This is a genomic window from Duganella flavida (genome assembly GCF_009857445.1).
Classification (GTDB): domain Bacteria; phylum Pseudomonadota; class Gammaproteobacteria; order Burkholderiales; family Burkholderiaceae_D; genus Rugamonas; species Rugamonas flavida.
This window is the reverse complement of the sequence record NZ_WWCN01000010.1, coordinates 120,510-137,528: the sequence shown is the minus strand read 5'-3', so window position 1 is coordinate 137,528 and position 17,019 is coordinate 120,510. Positions and strand designations below refer to the sequence as shown.

Below are 17,019 nucleotides of genomic sequence, written 5' to 3'. Positions count from 1 at the left end.
AACAAAATGAGACAACGTGTTATCGCCGCTGGGGCCATGTTATTGGCCCTGCTCTCCCACGCCCTGCCCGCGCAAGCGCTGGGCCAGAAAAAACTGGCGTGGTTCGACACGCCGCCTGCCGATGCAGTGGCGCTGGTGCGCAATGGCCAGGCTGCGCGCCTGTACGTCGATGCCGCCGATTACCCCGGCGTGGTGCGCGCGGCGGGTGACCTGCAAGCGGATATCGCACGTGTCAGCGCCGTATGGCCGGCGCTCAACACTGGCGGCAAGCCATCCGGCGCGGACGTGATCATTATCGGTACGGTCGGCAAAAGCACCTTGATCGACAAGCTGGTGGCAGAAGGTAAGCTGGATGTCTCGGGCATTAAAGGAAAATGGGAAGGCTGGCAAGTGCAAACTCTGCGCAAACCGCTGCCGGGCGTGGAACGCGCACTGGTGATCGCAGGCAGCGACAAGCGCGGCACCGTCTACGGAATTTATGAAATGTCCGAGCAGATCGGCGTCTCGCCATGGAACTGGTGGGCCGACGTGCCGGCGGCGAAGCATGCCAACGTCTACGCATCGGCTGAAGCGGCAGTGAGCGATGCGCCGGTGGTGCAGTATCGCGGCATTTTCCTGAACGACGAAGCGCCGGCATTAACCGGCTGGGCTAAGCAGCATTACGGCGGCTTTAATCACCAGTTCTATTCAAAGGTGTTTGAACTAATACTGCGCCTGCGCGGCAATTACCTGTGGCCCGCCATGTGGGGTGAGGCTTTCTACGATGATGATAAATTGAACGGCAAAACCGCCGACGACTACGGCATCGTCATGGGCACCTCGCACCACGAGCCGATGATGCGCGCGCACGACGAGTGGCGGCGCTACGGCGGCGGCCAGCCCTGGGACTACAATCGCAGCGGCGAGAAGCTACGCGAATTCTGGACCCAAGGCCTGCGCACCTCCCAAGGCCAGGAAAAACTGATCACGCTCGGCATGCGCGGCGATGGCGATGAGCCGATGTCGCGCGATGCCAACGTATCGCTGCTGGAACGCATCGTCGGCGACCAGCGCAGCATCATCGCGAAGGAGATCAATCCTGACGTCACCAAAGTGCCGCAGATATGGGCGCTGTACAAGGAAGTGCAGGACTACTACGAGAAAGGCATGCGTGTGCCGGACGACGTGATGCTGCTGTGGTGCGACGACAACTGGGGCAATATCCGCCGCCTGCCAACGCCGGAAGAGCGCAAACGCAGCGGCGGCGCGGGCATCTACTACCACTTCGATTATGTCGGCGGCCCGCGTTCTTACAAGTGGATCAACGTAACGCCACTGCCGAAAGTGTGGGAGCAGATGCACCTGGCATGGCAGTACCAAGCCAACCGCATGTGGATAGTCAATGTCGGCGACCTGAAACCAATGGAGGTACCGATTGAGTTCTTCCTGACGTATGCGTGGAATCCTGCGGCATGGCCGGCCGAACGCCTGCCGGATTACCTGAAACTGTGGGCGACACGCGAGTTCGGACCAGAATATGCAGACGACATCGCAGACATCGTCGCCAGGTACGCCAAGTACAACGGCCGCCGCAAGCCCGAGCAACTGGAGGCGGATACCTACAGTCTGGTGAACTATAACGAGGCGGCACGCATCGTTGACGAGTACAAGTCGATTGCGGCCCGGGCCGAGAAGATTTCGGCTGCGCTGCCTGCAGCGAAGCGCGATGCGTTCTATCAGCTGGTGCTGTATCCGGCGAAGGCTGGTGCGGTGATGAACGAGTTGTACGTCACCGCAGGCATGAACCGCTTGTACGGCTTGCAGGGACGCGCATCCACCAACGATCTGGCGGCGCGTGCGCGCGCGCTGTTCGCGGAAGATGCAGAACTGGTGCGCCGCTATCACGAAGACATCAGCGGCGGAAAATGGAATCACATGATGTCGCAAACGCACCTGGGCTACACCTACTGGAACCATCCGCAGCGCAATGTGATGCCGCCTGTGACGGAGATACAGCTGCCGAAAGCTGCCGATATGGGCGTGGCAGTGGAAGGCAGCGAGCAGGCATGGCCTGGACCGGGCGGCGATGCGCTCTCGCTGCCCGCACTGGATGTCTTCGATCAGCGTACTCGCTTTGTTGATATTTTCAATCGCGGCCAGCAGCCGTTCGATTACAAGGTCGTGGCCAGCGAACCTTGGATTACGCTGGATAAGCCAACCGGCAAAGTCGCACGCGAACAGCGCGTGATGGTAGGTGTGCGCTGGACTGACGTGCCGGAAGGTGTGCGCACCGCGACGCTGAACATCAGCGGTGCCGGCGGCAAGACAGTGGTGAAGGTCCCGCTGCACAAGCCGGAGGGCACGGCAGCGATGACGGGCTTTATCGAAACCAATGGCGTGGTTGCCATGGAAGCGGAGCATTACACGCGAGCGGTGGCGGCCGGCCCGCGCACCTGGCTGAAAGTGCCGGATCATGGCCGTACCTTGTCCGGCATGACAGTGCTACCGGTGGATGCGCCGGCCGATGCTGCGCCGGCCATGCGGCTGGAGTATGAAATGCAGCTATTCAGCGCTGGCAAATTCGAAGTGCAAACCACGCTGGCGCCAACGCAGAAATTCCAGCCCGGCGAAGGCTTGCGCTATGCGATCTCGTTTGACGACGAGGCGCCGCAAATCATCAACGTGCATGCGGATGCTAGCGAAAAGGCCTGGGAGCGTTCGGTGTCCGATGGCGCAACGGTACTGGTTTCGCGCCACCAGATCGGCCAGCCCGGCAAGCATACGCTCAAGTTCTGGGCGCTGGATTCAGGGCTGGTGCTGCAAAAACTGGTGGTCAACGCCGGCGGCCAGAAACCGAGTTATCTTGGGCCGCCGGAGAGTCCGCGTAAATAATCAAGTTCGGTTTGGTGCGGCGTTGATTGCACCTGCAATCGCGTCGCGCAGCGGCTTGGCGCGCAACTGGTCGTCGAACGGCGTTGGACGCTGCTTCTGCCCATCCGTGCGCGGTGCCTCGTCCCATCCCTGTAGCCAGCTGGCGTTATCCGACATGCCCCACATTAGGAAGTCGCGGCACTGTGGATAGCTGAAGGTCACATCCAGATAATCCTTGGCCAACGCCGCCACGCCAGCATCGCGCACTTTCACGTCGGCCGGCAGCTTGCGGTCGTTCACATCGAACTCGGTGATCAGCAGATCCAGTCCCATGCCCGTTACCTCATCGAGGAACTTGCGCCAGTCACGCTGGTAAGTCGCACCGTTGCTATCGTCCCACGAACCGATATGGCTTTGCAGGCCCAGTGCATGTACCGGCGCGCCGCGAGATTTCAGATCATGCAGCAGCTTGAGCACACCGGCGCGATGCTTGGCGCTGCCCTCATCACCGCGCATATAATCGTTGTAGACCAGTTGCGCTTTCGGCGCGCGCTCGTGGGCGAGGCGGAAGCAAAGATCGATCTGCTCCACCGCGCCGAGACGCTGCGTGAACACATTCGAGCGCATCCCGCCAGTGGCCGGATCCACTGCTTCATTCACCACGTCATAGCTATAAATCGCATCGCCGAAGTGATCGCACACGGCGATGATATGCTCGCGCAGCAGCGCTTCCGCCGCTTTTGCCGGCTGCGCGCCGAAGTCGTATTCATTTACCCACTTCGGCATCCATTTACTTTCCTGCCAAACCAAGTTATGCCCGCGCACCAGCATGCCCTGGGCTTTGGCCCATGCATACATCTCATCGGCCGGCGCGAAGTTGGGCGGGCCCGGTACGCGCTGCAGCGCGCCCCACTTCCCTTCGTTCTCCGCCACCAGCATATTGCACTCGCGCGCCATCAAGGCTTTGTAGGCTGGATCGCGGAAGTAGCCGCCGCCAATGGCGTTACCGATATTGATACCTTTGCGTTTACCCAGTGTTTTCAGGGGTTCCTGCATTTCTGCAGCGTGCAAGGGAATAGCGCTGGCGGCAGCCATCAGCGCCATGAAGCTGCGACGAGATATCGTCATGGTGTCTCCTTCTTAGTTTAAATTATTCATTAACATCGTGGCATAATGAAATGGTTACGCTAACATAAAAATGGAGACATCATGCGTTTTTTCGTGCACGCGGCCCTGACGGCGCTGCTGCTTTCGCTCGCCGCTACCGCTTTTGGCGCGGACGAAGATGGCTACGATTTGTGGCTGCGCTATCGGCCACTGGAACGCGCCTCGCAACAGCGTGTGCAGGCGCAGGCTCGTAGCATCGTTCTGGCAGGCGCTTCATCACCGACGACGGATGCGGCGCTGGCGGAGTTGGATAAGGGCTTGTCCGGCACGATGGGACGTGCTCCGGCCCACACCGCGCGCATCGGCGATGGCGCTCTGCTGCTCGCCACGCCCGCGCGCTTGCCGGCGTTGGCCGACACCGCGTCACCATTGCGCACCGAGTTGGCAACGCTGGGCGACGAAGGCTATCTACTGCGCCAGACGCGCATGCAAGGCCACCAGGTGACACTTATCGCGGCCAACACCGACATCGGCCTGCTCTACGGCGCCTTCGCCTGGCTGCGCGAAGCCGCTATCGGCAACATGCGTGCTGCATCGTCCGCGCCCAAGCTACAACTGCGCTTACTGAATCACTGGGATAACCTGGACCGCACCGTGGAACGCGGCTACGCTGGCCAATCGATCTGGGACTGGTGGGCGCTGCCGGATATCAAAGACCAGCGCTACACCGACTACGCCCGCGCCAACGCCTCGCTGGGCATCAACGGCACGGTGCTCAACAACGTCAACTCCAAACCGGAAATCCTGACCGCCCCCTTCATCGCCAAAGCCGCCGCCGTGGCAGACATCCTGCGCCCCTACGGCATCAAGGTCTACTTGTCCGCCCGCTTCTCCACGCCGCTGGAGCTACACGAAACCAGCACCGCCGATCCACTCGCACCTGAAGTCCAGCAATGGTGGAACAAAAAGGCCGACGAAATCTACAAGTCCATCCCCGACTTCGGTGGCTTCCTCGTGAAGGCTAACTCCGAAGGCCAACCGGGCCCGCAGGACTACCATCGCACCCACGCCGACGGCGCCAACATGCTGGCCGCCGCCGTCGCACCGCACAAAGGCATCGTTATGTGGCGTGCCTTCGTCTATGCACCAAAAGGCGCGCACCTCGCCGACGACCGTGCCAAACAAGCCTACGAAGAATTCAAGCCGCTCGACGGCACATTCGCCGCCAACGTACTGGTACAAGTGAAGAACGGCGCCATCGACTTCCAGCCGCGCGAGCCATTCCATCCACTCTTCGGAGCGATGCCGAAAACACCGCTGATGATGGAGTTCCAGATCACCAAGGAGTACCTCGGCTACTCCACCGACCTCGCCTACCTCGGCACCCTGTTCGAAGAAACACTGGACAGCGACACCAGGACCGGCAAGACCGTCGCGCAAACCCTGAGCGGCATGGCCGGAGTGGCCAACATCGGCAGCGACCGTAACTGGGCCGGCTCGCACTTCGACCAGGCCAACTGGTACGCCTTCGGCAAACTCGCATGGAATCCGCAAGCGACAGCAAGCGACATCGCCATCGAATGGGCCGCCCTCACCTTCGGTCCGGACCAGCGCGTGACTACGCCAGTCACCGAGATGCTGATGATGTCGCGCGAAACAGTGGTGAACTACATGACGCCACTGGGCCTGCATCACATGATGGGCACCAGCCACCACTTCGGACCTGCACCGTGGGTCGACAATCTCGAACGTCCGGACTGGAATCCCGTCTACTATCACCGCGCGGACCGCAACGGCATAGGCTTCAACCGCACAGCAATAGGCAGCAACGCACTTGAGCAATACGCGCCGGAGATCGCGCGTCAGTACGCCGATCCACACACCACGCCGCAGCAACTGCTGCTGTGGTTCCATCATCTGCCGTGGGATTATGCGATGCCGTCGGGCCGCACTTTATGGGCCGAACTGTTGGCTCGATACGACAAAGGCGTCGCCGATACAAAATTATTACACGCACGCTGGACCGCACTAAAACCATTCATCGACACACGCCGCTACACCGAAGTCGAACAGCGGCTGGTGCGACAAACACAGAATGCCATCTTGTGGCGCGACGCCTGCATCGCGTACTTCCAATCGGTTTCCGGCCTTCCTCTGCCGCCCGGCGTGCAAGCCCCTGCGCATCCGCTCGAATACTACAAAGCCCTGCGCTATCCATACGCACCGGGACGCGGATAACAAAAATCCCGTTTGACTTGTCTTATGACTCGCTCTACACTGAAATGGTTGCGTTACCATTTACTGGTACATGATGTTATATAGCGACATAAAACTAATCAAATAAAGAGGAGACACTATATGAACCGAAGGACCGGCAAGGTGCTGTTTGGCCTGACGACGATGGCCAGCATGATTGCGCAAGCGTACGCGCAGGACGCAGCCCCGATGCAGCAAGTGCAAGTGACCGGCTATCGCGCCAGCCTTGAAACCTCCGCCAAGGACAAGCGCGAGGCCGTCGGCTTCCAGGATTCCGTGTTCGCTGAAGACCTGGGCAAATTCCCTGACTCGAATATCGCCGAATCGCTGAACCGCATTCCCGGCATCCAGATTTCGCGCGAGATCGACGGCGAAGGTCTGAACATCCAGATCCGCGGCCTGGGTACCAGCTTCACCAAGGTGCTGCTGAACGGCGCGCCGATCGCCGTTGCCTCCACCGGCCGCACCGACAACCAGAACACCAACCGCGAGGTGGATCTGGACCTGCTGCCGACTGACTTGTTCCGCAAGCTCACCGTCAGCAAGAGCCCTACCGCTGCGCAGATTGAAGGCGGCGCCGCTGGTGTCGTCGACATGCGCACTGCGCGTCCGTTCGATGATCCGGGCCGCCACTTTGCGCTTAACGTCACCGGCACCAACAACACCGTCGCCGACAAATGGGGCAATCGCGGCTCCATGCTGGGCAGCCAGACCTGGGGCAAGGAGTTCGGTATCCTCGGCGGCTTCGCGTGGTCGCAAGCCAAAGTCCACACCACCGGTTTTGAATCGGTCGGCTGGACCAACGCCAACCTGAGTGCAGCGCAGGACAGCGCGGCAAACCGCAACAGCACCGGCGGTGGCAACTTCACCGTGCCGTCCACCGTGCCTGCCACTGCGGGCAATGGACTGGCAGCGGGCACCGTAATCGACCAGGCCTTCCTGCTGGCGCATAACCCGGGCCTCACCATACAGCAAATTGATAACGCAATCATTCCGCGTCTCGGCCGTGTGATGGACGAAAGCGGCACCAAGGACAAGTACACCGCCGTGTTCAGCGCCGAGTATCGCCCGCTCGACTCGCTACGCTTCTACGTCGATACGATGTACAGCAAGAAGAACACCAAGATGGCGCGCCAGGACATGAACTGGAGCCTGCGTAACGGCTCCGTCATCCCGCTCAACATGAAGGTTGATGGCAGCTGCGAAAATGGTTGCGTTGCCACTGGCGGCACCTTTGCCAACACCCAGTCCTTCCTGGAATTCCGCCCGTACACCGAAGACACCAAACTGTGGGGCCTGAACCCTGGCGTGGAATGGGACCTCGGTGACAAGTGGAAGCTGGATGGCCAGGTCAATCTGACCAAGTCGGACTTCAAGCGCCAGTCGCCAACCGTGTTGCTCACCACCGGCAGCTCGACTATCACCTACGCCAACAACGGCGCCATTCCGAGCATCACCTCCAACCTGGACCTGAACAATCCAGCGAGCTTCGGCTACAACAGCGGCTCGCGCGTCAACGTGCAGGATGAACTGCGCAACACCCAGACCAAGGGCGCGCACACGAACCTAAGCTGGGGCGACAAAGCCTTTACCATTAAGGGCGGGCTGGCGTACGACGACATTTCGCGCCGCATCACCAGCCTGGATAACTCGGGCGCATGGCAGGCCGCCGTTTGCGGCAACAACCCTAGCCAGTGGATCAACGGGAATGCGCCTAGTGTGGCCTGCAACGGCATCGTCGCACCGGGCAGCGCAGCCGCCCTGTATCCGGGCTACGGCACCGGCTACACCGCCGGCCAGACCACGCCTATCGTCTATCAAGGTTCGCTGATTCCTGCTACCGCGCTGACCAACTACATCCACGCGAACCCTTCCACCGGCTTTGTCACCGTCGACTGGGATAAATTCTCCAAGGATTCCAACTACAACTACTACGAGTCGACCGCACCGCAAACCGGTTCGGCCAACACCGGCGCGTCGGCCGGCTACATCAGCGAAAAGACCAAGGCGATCTACCTGGAAGCCAGCGGCGCCACCGACGTTGCCGGCCTGCCGCTACGCTACGACGCCGGCGTGCGCTATGTGCGCACCAGCCAGGTGGTGGGCGGTTTCATCTCGGCGGCCGATCCGCGCAATGCAGCACAGAACCTGACGCTCAACGGCAGCAAGTACCCATCGATCAATAGCTTCTACTACCTGGACAACAACTACAGCAACACCCTGCCGTCGGCCAGCGCTGCGCTGAACCTGACCAAGGACCTGGTGGCGCGCGCCTCGGTCTCGCGTTCGATGACGCGCGCCGACCCGAATGCCATGCGTCCAGGGACCAATTTTAGCTCGCCGTCGGCGGATACCGGCTCGATCGGCAACCCAGCGCTGACGCCTTACATCTCGGATAACCTGGACCTGGGCCTGGAGTGGTACACCGGCCGCGAAGGCTACGTCAGCGCCACCGTGTTCCAGAAGCAGATTAACGGCTTCACGGTGCAGGAAAACGTCACCATGCCGTTCAGCGATTTGGCGGCGCAAGGCGTGACCTACGCGAGCCTGAGCCAGTCGCAGAAGGATGCGATCGATGCGCGCGGCGGTCCGACCACCGCCACCGTGGTAATGACCCGTTCACGTAACGCCACCGGCAAGCTGAAAATCCAGGGTCTGGAACTGGGCTGGGTGCAGCCGCTGGACAAATGGCTACCTAATATGCTGCGCGGCTTTGGCTTCAGCGAAAGCGCTACCCTGATCAACCAGAGCGCATCGGGCGAAGGTTCGAACGGCTTCATCGCACTGGGTGTACCGAAGAAGACCAACAGCTTCACGGCTTATTACCAGCAGCACGGCTACAGCGCGCGCCTGTCGCACACCTACTCGGACGGCAGCCAGGTATCGGGCGCGAACCAGAACGGCATCACCAAGGCCGCGATCTTCTCGGATCCTTACAAGCAGCTGGACCTGTCGACCAGCATCGACCTGGAACATGTGCTGGATCGCGATGGCTGGCCGACGCTGACCTTCGACATCGTCAACCTGAATCGCAACTCGCAACGTACCTACTTCCAATTCTCGAATGCGACGTACACCGAGTACAAACCTGGCCGCACGTTTAACATCGGTTTGCGCGCCAAGTTCTAAGTAAAAAGGCCGCCGAATGGGGCATTCCCTGCCCCGGCCGGCGGTCGCTTGTGGTAAAGTCTGACGCTGAACATAGCTTGATTTATAAATCGAGGTTACCAAGGCAGATGACAAAGAATAAGGTGAAACCGGCGCCGGTAACGGCCGTGCAGAGCCGCTCGCAGGCCCCGACTATGGCCGATGTGGCCGAGCTGGCAGGCGTGTCCCCGATGACGGTGTCGCGCGTGATGAACGGCGATACCAACGTCCGCGAAAAAACCCGCAATCGCGTTGATGCGGCCGTTGCCGCCCTCAATTACGTTCCCAATCAGGCCGCGCGCCGTCTCGCCGGATCGCGCCCGATCCGCGTCGGCTTCCTGTACTCGAATCCGAGCGCGGGCTACCTGAGCGAATTCCTGGTCGGCCTGTTGAACCAGGCCAGCCCAAACAATGTGCAGCTGGTGGTAGAAAAGTGCGAAGCCGATGAACACGGCGTCGAACAGGCGCGCCGTTTGATCGCCAATGGCGTGGACGGCATCATCCTGCCGCCGCCGCTGTGCGACACGCGCAAGCTGATCGACCTGATCGCCGCTTCCGGCACGCCGGCCATTACCGTCGCTTGCGGCCAGCCCGACCCGCGCGTGGCCGGCGTCAGCATCGACGACTATCAAGCTGCATATGCCATGACCTGCCACCTGATCGCGCTGGGCCACCAGCGCATCGGCTTCGTCATCGGCCATCCGAACCAGAGCGCCAGTGCGCGCCGTTTGGCCGGCTTCAAGGCCGCCATCGCGGAGAAGAATGCGCAGAGCGCCAAAGAGCTGATCGTGCAAGGCCTGTTCACGTATCGTTCCGGCCTCGATGCGGCGGAACAGCTGCTCGGCCTTGAGCAGCGCCCGACCGCCATCTTCGCCAGCAATGACGATATGGCCGCCGCCGTGGTGGCAATCGCACACCGCCTCGGCCTCGATGTGCCGGGCGACCTGACCGTGGCCGGCTTCGATGATACCGCGCTGGCGACCACCATCTGGCCCGAACTGACCACCGTGCGCCAGCCGATTACCGACATGGCGGAGGCCGCCGTGCAGTCGCTGGTGCGCCTGATCCGCGCCCAGCGCAACGGCACGCCGGAAGCGCCGGAACATGTCGTCATGGAACACGCACTGATACGCCGCCAGTCCGATGCTGCACCGCGTTTGCGGCCCAAACACTAAAAACATACCGAGACAATGACCAAACTCCATGTGCTGTTGATTGCTGCTAGCGTTATCTCCTCTTCTGCTTATGCCACCAACAGCGCACCGCGCGCCCCTTCCGCCAGTACCGCCTCCGGTGCGGTGAGCGGCGTGCAGGAGGCGTCTGGCGTCAAGGCGTTCAAAGGCATTCCGTATGCCGCGCCGCCGGTCGGCAAGCTGCGTTGGGCTGCGCCGCAAGCAGCGGCCAAGTGGAAAGGCGTGCGCAAGGCCGATCATTTCGCAGCGCGCTGCATGCAGCTGCCGCTGTTCAGCGATATGGTGTTCCGTTCCGACGGCGTGAGCGAAGACTGCCTGTATCTCAACGTCTGGACGCCTGCCAAATCAGCGAAAGAAAAGCTGCCGGTGCTGGTCTACTTCTACGGCGGCGGCTTTGCAGCAGGCGATGGCTCGGAGCCGCGCTACGACGGCGAGAGCATGGCGGCCAAAGGCATCGTCACGCTGACCGTCAACTACCGCCTCAACGTGTTCGGCTTCATGGCGCATCCGGAGCTAACCAAGGAATCGCCGCACCACGCGTCCGGCAACTACGGCCTGATGGACCAGGCGGCGGCGCTGCAGTGGGTGAAGCAGAATATTGCAGCCTTCGGCGGCGATCCAGCGCGCGTGACCATCGCGGGCGAATCGGCGGGTTCGTTCTCGGTCAGCGCGCAGATGATCAACCCGCAGGCTAAAGGCTTGATCTCGGGCGCGATAGGCGAAAGCGGCTCACTGCTTGGACTGATGGCGCCTGCCCCGCTCAAGGTCGCCGAACAAATCGGCACGGCATTCGCGCAAGGCGCCGGGGCGCCAACGCTGAAAGAACTGCGCGCCCTGCCCGCCCAGCAGTTGCTGGATGCGACCAAAAAACCGGGCGCATGGTTCTTCGCGATCCAGGATGGCTACGTGATCCCGCGCTCCCCGGTCGCCATCTACGCTGCCGGCGAACAAGCCAAAGTGCCTTTGCTGGCGGGCTGGAATTCGTATGAAGGCCACTACAAGCAAATCCTCGGCGAGACCGAAGCGACTAACGACAACTTCGCCGCCGCGCTACAAAAAATTTACGGCGACGAGGCCGCCGCCGCGCAGCAAGCCTACAGCGGCGATGTGAAGCAAGCTGCCACCGAGTTGGCGAGCGATCGCTTTATCGGCTATGGCACGTGGAAATGGATAGACTCGCACGCGCGCACCAGCGGCAAGCCGACCTACCGCTATTACTACACCCGTCCACGTCCGGGCCAGGATGGCGCTGGCCATTCGGTGGAAATCGAATACGCGCTCGGCAACCTGGCAGGGAATAAAGTCTATTCATGGACCGACGACGATCGCGCACTGTCGGCGCAGATGCAGGATTACTTCGCCAACTTCATCAAGACCGGCAATCCTAACGGCGCCGGCTTGCCGGAGTGGCCGCAAGCCAGCAGCAGCAAGGGCTCACGCTTAATGAAGCTTGATGTTCCGTCAACTGCCATCACCGCGACGGACGACGCGCACCAGCAATTCCAGGAGTCGCAAGTTAAAAAAGTTGAATAGGTGGTTTGTATATTTTTGTATCAGCAGGTAATCATGTGAAAACCTGCTATACAATTTATCCTCTTATCCAGAGGAACAACCCACATGCGCAAAAAAATTGGCTTCCTGGCCCTTTGCCTGACGGTGTCCGCTTATGCAGCGGAGCCGTTCGACGACAAATTCCGTCAACTCGACGAGATCCTGCCGACTCCTAACGTCTACCGCACCGCTTCCGGCGCGCCGGGCCACGCTTACTGGCAGCAGCGCGCCGACTACACCATCAGCGCCACGCTGGACGAAGCCAAACGCGCCCTTACCGGCAGCGAGCAAATCACCTATCACAATAACTCGCCGGACACGCTGAGCTACCTGTGGGTGCAGCTGGACCAGAACATCTACAAAAAAGATTCCGACGCCCGCATGATGCTCACCCAGCCTTCGCGCGAAGCGTGGGCCAAGGCGTCGCCGGAAGAAGGCTACAAGTTTGAAGGCATGCGCGGCATCCTGGCTGGCGGTGAATTCGACGGCGGCTTCAAGATCAAGAGCGTAGGCGCTGACGGCAAACCGCTGAAGTACGTGATCAACCGCACCATGATGCGCATCGACCTGCCAACGCCATTGAAGCCGGGCCAAAAGTTCGTCTTCAATATCGACTGGTCCTACAACATCAACGAGCAGTTGGTGCTGGGCGGCCGTTCCGGCTACGAACACTTTGAAGAAGACAAGAACGACCTGTTCGAAATCGCCCAGTGGTTCCCGCGCATGGCGGCCTACTACGACGTCTATGGCTGGCAGCACAAGCAGTTCCTGGGCACCGGCGAATTCACGCTGGAATTCGGCAACTACGATGTACAGCTGACCGTGCCGGCAGATCACGTGGTTGCGGCCACCGGCCAACTGCAAAATGCTAACGACGTACTGAGCGCCGTGCAGCGCGAGCGCCTGGAAAAAGCCAAGACCGCAACCGCACCGGTTGTTATCGTCACGCAGGAAGAGGCCACCAAGGCCGAGAAGTCGCACAGCAGCGCCACAAAGACCTGGCACTTCACCGCATCCAACGTGCGCGATTTCGCGTGGGCTTCGAGCCGCAAATTCATCTGGGATGCGCAAGGCTACAAGAAGGACTCCACCGACGTGCTGGCGATGTCCTACTATCCGAAGGAAGGCAATCCGCTGTGGGGCAAGTACAGCACGCAGGCCATCATCCACACCATCGACAAGTACAACAAGTACAGTTTCGACTACCCGTATCCGACCGCGATTTCGGTCAACGGTCCGGTGGGCGGCATGGAGTACCCGATGATTTCCTTCAATGGCCCGCGTCCAGCCAAGGATAAGAAAACTGGCGCGCTGACCTGGTCGCAGCAGACCAAGTACGGCTTGATCGGTGTGATCATCCACGAAGTAGGCCACAACTACTACCCGATGATCATCAACTCTGACGAGCGCCAGTGGACCTGGATGGATGAAGGCCTGAACACCTTCGTGCAGTATCTCGCCGAGCAGGAGTGGGAAGACAAGTACCCGTCGCGCCGCGGCGAGCCGCGCAACATCGTCGACTACATGCGCAGCCATAACCAGGTGCCGATCATGACCAACTCGGAGTCGCTGCTCCAGGTTGGGAATAACGCCTACGCCAAGCCAGCCACCGGTTTGAACATCCTGCGCGAGACGATTCTGGGCCGCGAGCTGTTCGACTATGCATTCCGCGAATACGCCCAGCGCTGGAAGTTCAAGCGCCCAACGCCTGCGGATTTCTTCCGCACCATGGAAGACGCTTCCGGCACGGACCTCGACTGGTTCTGGCGCGGCTGGTTCTACACCACCGATCCGGTGGATATCAGCATCGACGGCATCACCGAGTACGGCGTGAGTACCAAGGATCCTGAAAAGGAAAAGGCATGGAAGAAGGCGCAGAAGGACGCGCAGCCAATCTCGCTGTCCGAGCAGCGCAACAAGGCCCTGCCGAAACGCCTGGATGCACATCCGGAGCTGAAGGACTTCTACAACGATCACGATGAGTTCACGGTCACCAACAAGGACCGTAACACCTACGCTGAAGAAGTCGAGAAGCTGGAGCCGTGGGAGAAAAAACTGCTGGACCAGGGCAAGCACCTGTACCTGGTGGACTTCTCCAACCTTGGCGGCATGGTGATGCCGCTGATCCTGGAGATTGAACTCAAGAGCGGCAAGAAGTACATCGAGCGCGTTCCGGCCGAAGTATGGCGCTACAACTCGAAGAAGATCACCAAGTTGATCGTCACCGACGAACCGATGGTGGGCCTGACCCAGGATCCGAACTGGGAGACCGCCGACATCGACACGTCCAACAACTCGTGGCCGCGCAAGGTAACGGAGTCCCGCCTCGAACTGTTCAAGACCGAGCGTGATAAAAATAACCTGATGCGCGACTTTAATATGCCGCTGAAGAAGGACGAGAAAAAGTGATGTTACGCCGCCTGCGCGTCGTTGTCGCTACTGTGCTGACCTTGGCCAGCACGATGTCCCACGCCCACAACTTCCATATGGGCATAGCGGACATCAGCTACAACGAGCGCACCGGCAGCACCGAGATCGTGCACACCTACACCGCGCACGATCTCGCCACGCTGCTGACCAATCTCTATGGCCGCCAGTTTGACCTTGGCCGCGCCGACAGCGAAGCGCCACTGCAGCGCTACGTCGAAAAGCAGTTCACCATCGCCGACAAGGACGGCAAGCGCCTGCCGTTGCAATGGGTGGGCGTGAAGGTGGATGCCGACAGCGTCGTGATTTTCCAGGAAATCCCAAGTGTAAAACTGACGCAGGGTAGCCGCATTCACAACGGTTTGCTGATAGACTTCCTGCCGTCGCAAAAGAACACCGTGAACCTGCAAACCAATGGCGCCACCAAAACCCTCCTCTTCGATCAAAGCAGCATCGATCAAATCGCCCCTTAAATACCTGCTGTTGCTGGCCTTCGGTGCCGCGCAGGCCGACGACCAGATCCTGCAAAAGATTCTCGTCGAAGGCTCGCGCAGCAACCAGCTGGGCGTCGCCGATTCCGCCAGCGCGGGCAGCGTCACGCAGGAAGAGCTGGCGGCGCGCACCGTGTACCGGCCCGGCGAAGTGCTGGAGGCGGTGCCTGGCCTAGTGGTCAGCCAGCATAGCGGCGAGGGCAAGGCCAACCAGTTCTACCTGCGCGGTTTCAACCTCGATCACGGCACCGACTTGCGCACCAGCGTGGACGGCATGCCAGTCAACCAGCGCAGCCACGCGCATGGCCAGGGCTGGACCGACCTGAATTTCCTGATCCCTGAACTGGCGGTGCGGCTCGATTACAAGAAAGGCCCCTACTCCGCCGAGGAAGGCGACTTTGCATCGGCTGGCACCGCGTCCGTGGTGTATGCAAGCCGCTTGCTGCAAGGCGTGGCCAGCATCTCGGCTGGGCAAAACGGCTACGGCCGTGCGCTGCTGGCCGATTCGGTCGACACCTCGCGCGGCAGCCTGCTATACGCCATCGAAGCGATGCACAACGACGGTCCATTCACGCATCCAGACGATTACCAGAAACTGAATGCTGTGCTGCGTTACAGCGAGGGTTATACCAACAACGGTTTCAACGTCAGCCTGATGGCGTACAAGGCGGACTGGAATTCCACCGACCAGATTCCGCTGCGTGCCGTGCAGGATGGGCAGATCGGCCGCAACGATGCCATCGACAGCACGGACGGCGGCAAGGCCCACCGTTACAGCCTTTCCGGAGGGTGGCGACGCACCACCGACGACAGCGCGTTCAAGGTCAACGCCTACATCATCGCCAACCTGCTGGACTTGTGGTCCAACTTCACCTACTTCATGGACGATCCGCTACATGGCGACCAGTTTGCACAGCCGGACCGGCGCGTCACCAGCGGGCTGAATGCGTCTCACAGCTGGCACCATCATACCGAGACCGGCAACAGCGAAACCACGGTCGGCGTGCAGCTCCAGAACGACAATATCTTCAACGGTTTGTACAACACGCAGGCGCGCCGCACGCTGTCGGTGACGCGGCAGGATCATATCGTTGAATCCAGCGCCGGCCTGTACGTCGAGAATAATACGCGCTGGGATGCAGCCTTCCGCACCGTGGTCGGCGCGCGGGTGGACGGCTACCGCTTCGATGTGCAGAGCGACCTTGCAGCCAATTCGGGCAAGGCCAATGATCATTTGGTCAGCCCTAGTGTGAGCCTGATCTACGGGCCGTGGCAGACGGCCGAGGTGTACGCCAACTTTGGCAGCGGCTTCCATAGCAACGACGCGCGCGGCACCACTATCACCATCGATCCCAAGACCGGCCTTGCGGCGAACAAGGTCACGCCGCTGGTGCGTTCACGCGGCATGGAGCTGGGGGCGCGTACTGCGTGGCTGCCAGGCCTGCAAACCTCGCTATCGCTGTACCGCCTGGACTTTGATTCGGAACTGGTCTACATCGGCGACGCTGGCGCCACTGAAGCCGGTCCGCCAAGCCGCCGTTATGGCGTCGAGTTCTCCAACTACTACAAACCTTTGAAATGGCTGTCGGTCGACCTGGACTTGGCCTATGCGCGCGCGCGTTCACGCGGCTACGAGGAAGAAGGCAGCTACATTCCCGGTGCAATTGAAGGCACAGGGCAACTGGCGGTAACGGTGGATGATGGCGGACCGTATTCGGCCTCGCTCAAGCTGCGCTACTTCGGCCCGCGCCCGCTGATCGAAGATAACAGCGTGCGATCCAAAGCCAGCATGACGCTGAATGGCCGCTTCGGCTGGAAGATTCGCAAGAACCTGTCGCTGGAGCTGGAAGCCTTCAACATCACCAACCGCCGCGACTCCGCCATCGACTACTACTATGAGTCCCAACTAAAGGGCGAAGCGGCCGCCGTTGCCGACATCCACTTCCACCCTATCGAATCGCGCTCACTGCGCGCGACACTGGTCAAGAACTTCTAAT

At 60.6% G+C, this 17,019-nt stretch carries 9 protein-coding genes; 8 read left to right on the top strand and 1 reads right to left on the bottom strand.

The window, feature by feature from the left end; all coding sequences use genetic code 11:
• Positions 1-6: 6 nt before the first annotated feature.
• Positions 7-2,871, top strand: coding sequence for a glycosyl hydrolase 115 family protein (locus tag GTP46_RS16815; RefSeq protein ID WP_161007789.1), 2,865 nt, complete (start codon positions 7-9; stop codon positions 2,869-2,871).
• Here the strand turns inward: GTP46_RS16815 and GTP46_RS16810 are convergent, their stop codons facing one another.
• Entirely contained in the window at positions 2,872-3,978 is a 1,107-nt protein-coding gene (locus tag GTP46_RS16810; RefSeq protein ID WP_161007788.1) for an endo-1,4-beta-xylanase, read from the bottom strand. It abuts the gene before it with no gap.
• A gap of 81 nt (positions 3,979-4,059) precedes the next feature.
• On the opposite strand from GTP46_RS16810, the gene GTP46_RS16805 reads away from it, so the two are divergent.
• From GTP46_RS16805 to GTP46_RS16775, 7 genes are all read left to right on the top strand, one after another.
• Positions 4,060-6,195 (top strand): alpha-glucuronidase family glycosyl hydrolase, encoded by a 2,136-nt coding sequence (locus GTP46_RS16805; RefSeq protein ID WP_161007787.1) that lies wholly within the window; start codon positions 4,060-4,062, stop codon positions 6,193-6,195.
• A 120-nt stretch (positions 6,196-6,315) separates the two neighbouring features.
• Entirely contained in the window at positions 6,316-9,342 is a 3,027-nt protein-coding gene (locus tag GTP46_RS16800; protein ID WP_161007786.1) for a TonB-dependent receptor, read from the top strand.
• Between the two features lie 107 nt (positions 9,343-9,449).
• The gene (locus tag GTP46_RS16795; RefSeq protein ID WP_161007785.1) at positions 9,450-10,535 is read left to right on the top strand and encodes a LacI family DNA-binding transcriptional regulator; all 1,086 of its coding nucleotides are present in this window, start codon (positions 9,450-9,452) and stop codon (positions 10,533-10,535) included.
• A 15-nt stretch (positions 10,536-10,550) separates the two neighbouring features.
• Positions 10,551-12,086 carry a carboxylesterase/lipase family protein gene (locus GTP46_RS16790; RefSeq protein ID WP_161007784.1) on the top strand — a complete coding sequence of 512 codons (1,536 nt, stop codon included), beginning with the start codon at positions 10,551-10,553 and terminating at the stop codon, positions 12,084-12,086.
• 84 nt (positions 12,087-12,170) lie between these two features.
• On the top strand, positions 12,171-14,513 hold the full coding sequence (locus tag GTP46_RS16785) for a M1 family metallopeptidase (RefSeq protein ID WP_161007783.1): 2,343 nt from the start codon (positions 12,171-12,173) through the stop codon (positions 14,511-14,513).
• Positions 14,513-15,004 (top strand): DUF6702 family protein, encoded by a 492-nt coding sequence (locus tag GTP46_RS16780; protein WP_202414319.1) that lies wholly within the window; start codon positions 14,513-14,515, stop codon positions 15,002-15,004. The genes GTP46_RS16785 and GTP46_RS16780 overlap by 1 nt, the downstream gene beginning before the upstream one ends.
• The gene (locus tag GTP46_RS16775) at positions 14,946-17,018 is read left to right on the top strand and encodes a TonB-dependent receptor (RefSeq protein ID WP_161007781.1); all 2,073 of its coding nucleotides are present in this window, start codon (positions 14,946-14,948) and stop codon (positions 17,016-17,018) included. The genes GTP46_RS16780 and GTP46_RS16775 overlap by 59 nt, the downstream gene beginning before the upstream one ends.
• Position 17,019 lies beyond the last annotated feature (1 nt).

Bases quoted from the DNA above. Each gene is read 5' to 3' on its own strand.
- GTP46_RS16780 (WP_202414319.1), top strand. From the start codon at position 14,513: ATGTTACGCCGCCTGCGCGTCGTTGTCGCTACTGTGCTGACCTTGGCC.
- GTP46_RS16810 (WP_161007788.1), bottom strand. From the start codon at position 3,978: ATGACGATATCTCGTCGCAGCTTCATGGCGCTGATGGCTGCCGCCAGC.
- GTP46_RS16795 (WP_161007785.1), top strand. From the start codon at position 9,450: ATGACAAAGAATAAGGTGAAACCGGCGCCGGTAACGGCCGTGCAGAGC.
- GTP46_RS16800 (WP_161007786.1), top strand. From the start codon at position 6,316: ATGAACCGAAGGACCGGCAAGGTGCTGTTTGGCCTGACGACGATGGCC.
- GTP46_RS16790 (WP_161007784.1), top strand. From the start codon at position 10,551: ATGACCAAACTCCATGTGCTGTTGATTGCTGCTAGCGTTATCTCCTCT.
- GTP46_RS16815 (WP_161007789.1), top strand. From the start codon at position 7: ATGAGACAACGTGTTATCGCCGCTGGGGCCATGTTATTGGCCCTGCTC.
- GTP46_RS16805 (WP_161007787.1), top strand. From the start codon at position 4,060: ATGCGTTTTTTCGTGCACGCGGCCCTGACGGCGCTGCTGCTTTCGCTC.
- GTP46_RS16785 (WP_161007783.1), top strand. From the start codon at position 12,171: ATGCGCAAAAAAATTGGCTTCCTGGCCCTTTGCCTGACGGTGTCCGCT.
- GTP46_RS16775 (WP_161007781.1), top strand. From the start codon at position 14,946: ATGGCGCCACCAAAACCCTCCTCTTCGATCAAAGCAGCATCGATCAAA.